This window comes from Actinoplanes sp. NPDC004185, from assembly GCF_053603475.1.
The window spans coordinates 1-7461 of record NZ_JBSGFR010000104.1 but is presented as its reverse complement, the minus strand read 5'-3'; the positions used below and the strand labels follow the sequence as shown (position 1 = coordinate 7461).

The following is a 7461-nucleotide window of genomic DNA, read 5'->3' as shown; positions in this document are numbered from 1 at the left end:
CCCGGCCCCGCGGGGCCGGGCCGCGGCGTCCTCAGAGCGGGCCGAAGGCGTTCATCCGCCGGTTGTACGCACCCTCGGAGGAGTTGCAGGCCGCGATGCTGTCCTCGCCGCTGCCCACCGCCTTCCAGGCGCCCTTGCGGGTGTAGTCGAAGCCCAGCCAGACGTCGCAGCTCACCACCGCCTGGTACTGGCCGGTGCCGGAGTTGCAGCGGGCCCAGCCGACGTTGCCCGACCCGCCGACCGAACAGTCCCACGGCACCGCCGAGGCGGCCTGCACGCCCACGAACCCCGCCGACACAGTGGTCAGCGCTGCCGTCATCGCCAGGCCCGCCAGCGCCCGCGTCCCGCATCGTGTGGTGATCATCCCCATCGTCTCCTCCCGTGTGGTGGCGCGTCCGCACCCGCCGCCCCCGTCACGCCGTCGGCTGCGGCTTGCCTTCATCGTCGGTTCCGGGTGGGTCCGGGGGACAGGCAAGCACCCGGCAGGGAAGCGGCAATCAGTGGCGGCCCCGGTCGGCGGCGGTCCCGGTCAGTGGCGGCCCCGGTCGGCGGCGGCGTAGAAGCGGTCCCGGTCGGCGCCGTCGAGGCCGAGGGCGACCGAGAGCAGCCGCAGCGTCTCCGGCCGGGACTGCCCGGCCCGGCCGGACTCCAGGTAGCGGATGGTGCGCACGCTCAGCCCCGTACGGGCGGCGAGGTCCTCCTGCGACATCCCGCCGCGCAGCCGGTGGCGCCGCAGCTCGCCGCCGAGCCCGGGCGCCGCCGGGGCGTCCTCGCCCGGTGCGGTCGCGGCCAGCTTGCGGCGCAGCTCGGCGGCCTGCGGATGGCCGAGGTCGGCGAGGATCTCGTACGCCTGCCGCCACCGGTCGGCAGCGGTGTCCGCGTCCAGCAGGCTCTCGTGGACGTCGCCCAGGTGCCCGAGGATCTGCGCCTCCAGGGCCGGGTTGCCGAGGCGGCGGGCGAGCCGCAGACCCTCCTGGAGATGACGGACCGCCTGGTCGACGTCGTCCAGCTGGTGCTGCAGCCAGCCGAGACTGTCCTGGGTCACAGCTTCGTTCGGATCGTCCCCGGCCCGTTGCTGCAGCGCGAGCGCCTCGACGTAGTACGGCAGCGCCTCCCGCAGCTCACCCCGCTGGGTCAGGTACCAGCCCGCCGCGAGGCTCGCCTTGCCCGCCCACATCGGTGCGTCGATCTGACGGAACAGCGCCAGGGACTGCTCCACCCGCACCAGCGCGTCGTCCTGCTCGCCCTGCAACCAGCACAGGTACGACAGGATGAACAGGCACTCACCCTCGCCGGCCCGGTCACCGGCCGCCCGTACCAGCTCGAGGGCCCGGCTCATGTGCTCCTGCGCCGCCTCGAAGCGCTGCCGGCGGCCGTCCGCCACGGCGAGGAACGAGTACGCGTACGCCAGCGCCGGACCGTCACTGAGCGCCTCGGCCGCCCGCAGGGCCACCGCCCAGGCCGCGCCCTCGTCGTCCCAGCGTCCCTGCTCGTTGAGGAACGTGTCCAACGCCCAGCTCAGCTGCCACGCCTGCGCGTCCAGCCCTTCGTCCTTGGCCTGCCGCACCGCCGCCAGCAGCGCCTCCCGTTCGCTGCGCAACCAGCTCAGCGCCGTCTTCAGGTCGTCCAGCGGCTCGGGCCGGGCACCGTCGGCCGGGTTGTCCAGCGTGAGCGGGATCGGCGCCCGCGCCGGGTTCAGCACCAGATCAGCGTGGTATGCGGTGTGCGTGTAGTGGTCCAGCAGCCGTTGCAGCGCCCGGCGCCGGTCGGCGGCCGCGTCGGTGCGGCGGACGAGCTCACCCGCGTACGCCCGCAGCAGGTCGTGCATCGCGTACCGGCCGCCGTCGCGTTCGGCCAGCAGGCCGGCGCCGGTCAGCTCCCGCACCGCCCGGCGCGCGTCGAGATCGGGCAGCCCGGCCAGCGCGGCGACCCCGGCGACCGCGATGTCCGGCCCGGTGACCAGCCCGAGCAGCCGGAACACCCGGGCCGCGGGCGCGCTCAGGGCGTCGTACGACCAGGAGAACACGGCGCGGATCCCGTTGCGTCCGCCGTCCTCCAGCGCCTCCAGCCGGCCGACCGGCCGGCGCAGCTCGGCCGCCAGCGTGCCGAGCGGGACGCCGGTCAGCCGGGCCCGGGCCGCGGCGAGCGCCAGGGCCAGCGGGTGACGTCCGCACGCGTCCACGATGTCCGCCACGGCCGCCGGATCCGCCGGCACCGGGCCCAGCCGGCGCCGGAGCAGCTCCATCGCCGCCGGCCGGGCCGGCACATCGAGGTCGAGCGGCGCGGCCCCCGAACCGGCGACCAGGCCGGTCAGCCGGCGCCGGCTGGTGACCACGGTCCGGACCTCGTCGCCCGGCGGGATCAGCGGCCGGACCTGCTCGGCGTCGCGGGCGTTGTCCAGGATCACCAGCAGCCGGCGCGGGGCGGTCAGGCTGCGGTAGAGCGTGAACCGGGCGTCCGGATCGGCGGGGATCCGGTGCGGCTCGGCGCCGAGCGCGTCGAGCAGCAGACGTACGGCGTCGGCCGGCTCCCGCGGTGCGCCCGTGCCGTCGAAGCCGCGCAGATCCACGTAGAGCCGGCCGTCCGGGAACCGGGACGCCGCGCGGTGCGCCCAGTGCAGCGCCAGGGTGGTCTTGCCGGTGCCCGGCGGTCCCGAGACCACCACCACCCCCGACGGTACGGAGCCGAGCAGCGCCAGCTCGTCCTCCCGGCCGGTGAATCCCTCGACATCGGGCGGCAACGGGGCGGAGCCTTCCGTAAGGGACACAGTGGACGTTCCTCCGGTAGTGGCGCGGATCGGGGTCCCCGACATTGTCGTCGTCAGTGTCGACCGGCGGAGGGCACCGTGGCCAGCGCGTCGAAGGGCTGCACCGTCAGATACCGCACCAGGTCCGGCGGCTTGGTCGCCGTGACCGTCGGCACCGCCAGCTCACCCGGCGCCACCCCGGACTCGACCCAGTCCATCAGCGGCGTGAGCAGCTCCGGAACCCCGATCTCGGTGACTCGGTGCAGGTCCGGGCCGAACAGGCAGTGATAGCCGGCCGGGATCAGGTACAGCCGGGAGAACGCCTGCGCCGGGCCGAAGCCGCCCGCCCGCCGCTCCACGGCCCGGTAGTAGTCGATCGTGGACCACGGCGGGATCACGCCGTCGGCCCAGCCGTGGTACATGATGAGTTTGCCGCCGCGGGCCCGGAACGCGGCCAGATCGGGATTGTCGGCGCGGTAGAGGGCGTCACCGACGACGGACAGCCGGTCGACGGCCGCCCGGTCGAAGCGCACGTCGTCGAGCGAGTACGTCGGCGGCGGGTTCACCGGGTAGGCGAGATACCGCAGGTAGTTCAGCGCGATCACGGCCGCGTCGGTCGCCGCCGGCCGGGTGCCCGCCGGGCCGACGAACCAGGTCCAGGTCAACTCCGAGCCGTACGGCACCCCACCGTTGAACAGGCTGCGCCCGGCCCGGTCGACCGGCCCCCGGTAGAAGGCCGTCACCGCGGCGACCTGCGCGCCGGTCAGGCACGTCGGACGGTCCGCTCCGGACGGACAGCGCAACGATGCGGGCCGGAACCCGCATCGGCGTGGATCGTCGACGACCTCACCGCAGGCCCTCGCCACGGCCTCGTGCAGAGCCGGCAGCTTCTCGGCGCTGAGGATCTGCCCGCCGCCGGCGGCGGTGTTGTGCCGGACCAGCCAGGGGTTGAACACGCCGGACAGCCGCGCGAGGTCGGTCACCGGGGCACCGGCCAGGATGCCGTCGAAGTCGGCCGGATACCGCTGGGCCAGCGTCAGCCCCTGCCGGCCACCGGTCGAGCACCCGTCGAAGTACCGGTGGGCGGGACCGCGCCCGTAGTACGCGCGCAGCACCGCCGTCGCCACCCCGGCCAGCTTGTGCTCCGAGGTGAGGCCGAACTCGACCCGCCGGCGCGGATCGGCCCCCCACGTCGCCGGCCGGGTGTCGGTGCCCTGGTGGCCGCTGTCGGAGGCGGCCAGGGCCAGCTTGCCGGCCAGGGCGGCGGTGCAGCTGTAGCCGAGCGGGGGCACGTCGAGCTCCGGCACGCTGCCGCACAGGCCCGAGCAGCCCTGCTGCACGTACTGGCCGGTCCAGCCGCTGGTCGGCAGCTTGATCGTGAAGGTGGTGCCCGGCGTGAAGCTGCCGTGCACAGCGCAGAACTCATTGTCCCGGACGGTGACGGGCGCGGCCGAGGCGATCCGCACGCCGGGCAGCTCCACCCGGGACAGGGCCGCGCAACCGACGACAGGCGTGCCGGGAGCGGGCGAAGGCACACCCAACCCCAGCGGTACGGCGGCCAGCGCCGCCACAAGCAGTTTCATCATGACCCTGAGCCTGCCGTCCCCGGGCGGCCGGCGAATCGGTCCACAGACGGGTCTCCGGCTCAGTCCCGGGGCGGAGTGGTGCCGGGCCGGACCAGCCCCACCTCGTACGCGAGCACCGCCGCCTGGACCCGGTCCCGCAGCCCCAGTTTGGTCAGGATCGCCGACAGGTGCGTCTTGACGGTCGCCCGGCTCAGCGTGAGCCGTTCGGCGATCTCGTCGTTGGACAGCGCCCGGGCGACCAGGGCGAGGACCTCGACCTCCCGCTCACTGAGCGCCGCCAGGCTCGGCGGTGACTGCCCGCCGGGCAGCTCGAGCGCGAACCGGTCCAGCAGCCGGCGGGTCACGGTGGGGGCGAGCAGGGCCTCGCCGTTCGCGACCACCCGGATCGCGTCGGCCAGCTCGGCCGGCCGGATGTCCTTGAGCAGGAAGCCGCTGGCCCCGGCCCGCAGCGCGGCGAAGACCGGCTCGTCCAGGTCGAACGTGGTCAGCATGATGATCCGGGCCGGGTGGCCGGCCCGGGCGAGCTCCCGGGCGGCCGCGATGCCGTCCATCCCGGGCATCCGCACATCCATCAGGATCACGTCGGGTCGGACCTCGGCGGCCAGGGCGACCGCACTGCGGCCGTCGCCGGCCTCACCGACGACCTCCAGGTCGTCACGACTGTCGATGATCATCGCAAAACCGGCCCGGACCAGCTCCTGATCATCAGCGATCAACACCCTGATCGACGTCATCCGCCCCCTCCCACGATCGGCGTCGCCCGGCCCGTTCCCGCGATCGGCGTCGGCCGGCTCGTTTCCGCGGTCGGCGTCGGCCGGCGCGTTTCCACGATCCGCCTCCGCCGGCCCGTTACCGCGGCCGGAGGCCGTCGGACCGCCGCGTCCGGCGCGGTCACGCGGCGCGCTCCAGGGGCAGGTCGGCGCGGACCCGGAAGCCACCGCCGGGCAGCGGCCCCGCGTCCAGCGTGCCGCCCAGCAGCTGCGCGCGTTCCCGCATGCCGACGATGCCGCGGTGTCCCGACCCGCCGACCCGCCCGACCGGACGCGCCGGGCCCTCGTCGCGGACCTCCACCCGCAGCGTGTCCGGCTCGCACCGCACGGTCACCTCGGCCCGGGTCGCCTGGCTGTGCCGCAGGGTGTTGGTCAGCGACTCCTGCACGATCCGGTAGGCCGACAGGTCCACCGCCGCGGGCAGCTCGCGCAGCTCGGTGCGCAGGTCGACCCGCAGGCCCGTGGCGCCGAGCGCGGCCGCGAGCGCCTCCAGCTGTGCCAGCCCGGGCTGGGGGCCGCCGTCGGCGGGGTCGTCGGCGCTCATGGTGTGCAGCAGGACCCGCAGCTCGGCCAGGGTGGAGCGGGCCGCCGTGGCGATGGTCCCCAGCGCCTTGCGGGCCTGCTCGGGCCGGCGGTCGAAGACGTCCTCGGCCGCCGCCGCCTGCACGACGATGACCGACACCGTGTGGGCCAGGACGTCGTGCAGCTCTCGGGCGATCCGGTTGCGCTCGCTCAGCACGATGCGCCGCCGCTGGTCTTCGCGCCGCAGCGCCCGGGTGCGCCCGAGCTCGCCCAGCGTCCAGCCCAGCGCGGGCCCCGCGGCGGCCAGCAGCAGATTGCGCCAGTCGCCGTCGACCAGCTTCCACGGGGTCGCCGCGACCAGCAGGGCCAGCACCACCAGCGACCGGCGCGGGGTGCGCAGCCGGGTGTAGCAGGCCAGCACGGCGGCCACCTGGCCGAGCCAGCCGATGTCCGGGGTCAGCACCTCCAGGCCGATGCCGGCGGCCACGGCGACAGCCATCGCCGCCTCGGGCCGCCACCTCATGAACGCCACCGTGGCCGCCTGCACCAGCGCGCAGGCGACGGCGACCGCCCGGCCCGCGGTGGTCGCCGGGCCGCCCGGGGTGATCAGCACGAGCGTCACCAGGACCACGGACAGTCCCGCCGCGACGGAGATGCCCGCGATCCCTTCCTGGTCCCGGGAAGAGCGCACGCAGCGATCGTAAGCGGTCCATCGGAGGCGGTCATCGGTCCTGGGAACGACCCGGGTCTCATCCCTGGGAACGACGCGGGCGCCCGGTTTGCCGGTCCCCGGCCCGGGAAACCTGATCGGTATGCCAACTCGTGAGGACATGCCGGGGACGCTGAAGCGGTCCCCGAAGAAGGCGCAGGACACGTACGTCGCGGCGCACGACTCGGCCGTCAAGGAGTACGGCGAGGGCGAGCGCGCCCACCGGACCGCCCTGGCCGCGGTCAAGCACTCGTTCGAGAAGGTCGGCGACCACTGGGAGCCCAAGGCGAAGAAGGGTCCAGCGACGCCAAGGCGGCCGGCGGGAAGGACACCCCGAAGCAGACCGCCGGTGGGGTCGACGCCAACGCGAGCAAGGAACATCTGCTCAGCGTGGCCAAGAAGCTCGACATCAGCGGCCGGACCACGATGAAGAAGGCCGAGCTGGTCAAGGCCATCCAGAAGGCCAACGCCAGGAGCACCCGCAAGGCGCGCGGCCAGTGAGCGACCTCGCCCGCTTCGTCAGCGCCCAGGAGGACGTCCACGAGCAGGCCCTGGCCGAGCTGACGGCCGGCAGCAAGCGCAGCCACTGGATGTGGTTCGTCTTCCCGCAGATCGCCGGGCTCGGCCGCACCGCAACCGCGCAGCACTACGCCATCGCGGACCTGGACGAGGCCCGGGCCTACCTGGCCCATCCGGTGCTCGGGCCCCGGCTGGCCGAGTGCGCGCGGGCCCTGCTCGGCGTGCAGGGCCGCACCGCCACGCAGATCCTGGGCACCCCCGACGATCTCAAGCTGCGCTCGTCGATGACGCTCTTCGCCCACGCGGCCGACGACCCGGCCGTGTTCCGGGCCGTCCTCGACCGCTACTACGGTGGCGAGGACGACCCGGCCACGCTTCAGCGGCTGTAACGCTCCCGGCGTACGGTCGGTTTGCGGCCCCGGATCGTGGCCTGCGACATCGCCTCGATCACCATGTCGGCGGCCGATTCGGGCACCTCGACCAGCGAGAAGCGGTCGGTGATCTGGATGGCGCCGATGTCGCGGGCGCTGAGCCCGGACTCGCCGGCGATCGCGCCGACGAGGTCCTGCGGGCGCAGCCCGGCGCGCCGGCCCAGGCCGATGAACAGCC

Annotated in this window: 7 protein-coding genes and 1 pseudogene; 2 read left to right on the top strand and 6 right to left on the bottom strand. The window is 74.5% G+C overall.

What is annotated here, in order from left to right:
• Positions 1–31: 31 nt before the first annotated feature.
• From ACWEOZ_RS43915 to ACWEOZ_RS43895, 5 genes are all read right to left on the bottom strand, one after another.
• Positions 32–364 (bottom strand): hypothetical protein, encoded by a 333-nt coding sequence (locus ACWEOZ_RS43915; RefSeq protein ID WP_451916608.1) that lies wholly within the window; start codon positions 362–364, stop codon positions 32–34.
• 165 nt (positions 365–529) lie between these two features.
• Positions 530–2767, bottom strand: coding sequence for a tetratricopeptide repeat protein (locus ACWEOZ_RS43910; RefSeq protein ID WP_451916607.1), 2238 nt, complete (start codon positions 2765–2767; stop codon positions 530–532).
• 53 nt (positions 2768–2820) lie between these two features.
• Entirely contained in the window at positions 2821–4332 is a 1512-nt protein-coding gene (locus ACWEOZ_RS43905; protein ID WP_451916606.1) for a tannase/feruloyl esterase family alpha/beta hydrolase, read from the bottom strand.
• 59 nt (positions 4333–4391) lie between these two features.
• Positions 4392–5066 carry a response regulator gene (locus ACWEOZ_RS43900; protein WP_451916605.1) on the bottom strand — a complete coding sequence of 225 codons (675 nt, stop codon included), beginning with the start codon at positions 5064–5066 and terminating at the stop codon, positions 4392–4394.
• Between the two features lie 157 nt (positions 5067–5223).
• A complete protein-coding gene (locus tag ACWEOZ_RS43895) occupies positions 5224–6315 on the bottom strand; it encodes a sensor histidine kinase (RefSeq protein ID WP_451916604.1) in 1092 nt (363 codons plus the stop codon).
• A gap of 121 nt (positions 6316–6436) precedes the next feature.
• On the opposite strand from ACWEOZ_RS43895, the pseudogene ACWEOZ_RS43890 reads away from it, so the two are divergent.
• Positions 6437–6834 (top strand): annotated as a pseudogene (locus ACWEOZ_RS43890) (ChaB family protein).
• The gene (locus tag ACWEOZ_RS43885; protein WP_451916603.1) at positions 6831–7241 is read left to right on the top strand and encodes a DUF1810 domain-containing protein; all 411 of its coding nucleotides are present in this window, start codon (positions 6831–6833) and stop codon (positions 7239–7241) included. The pseudogene ACWEOZ_RS43890 and the gene ACWEOZ_RS43885 overlap by 4 nt, the downstream one beginning before the upstream one ends.
• Here the strand turns inward: ACWEOZ_RS43885 and ACWEOZ_RS43880 are convergent.
• Positions 7229–7461: DbpA RNA binding domain-containing protein (locus ACWEOZ_RS43880; protein WP_451916602.1), on the bottom strand; the 233-nt coding region annotated here is incomplete at its 5' end. The two genes, ACWEOZ_RS43885 and ACWEOZ_RS43880, sit on opposite strands and share 13 nt — an antisense overlap.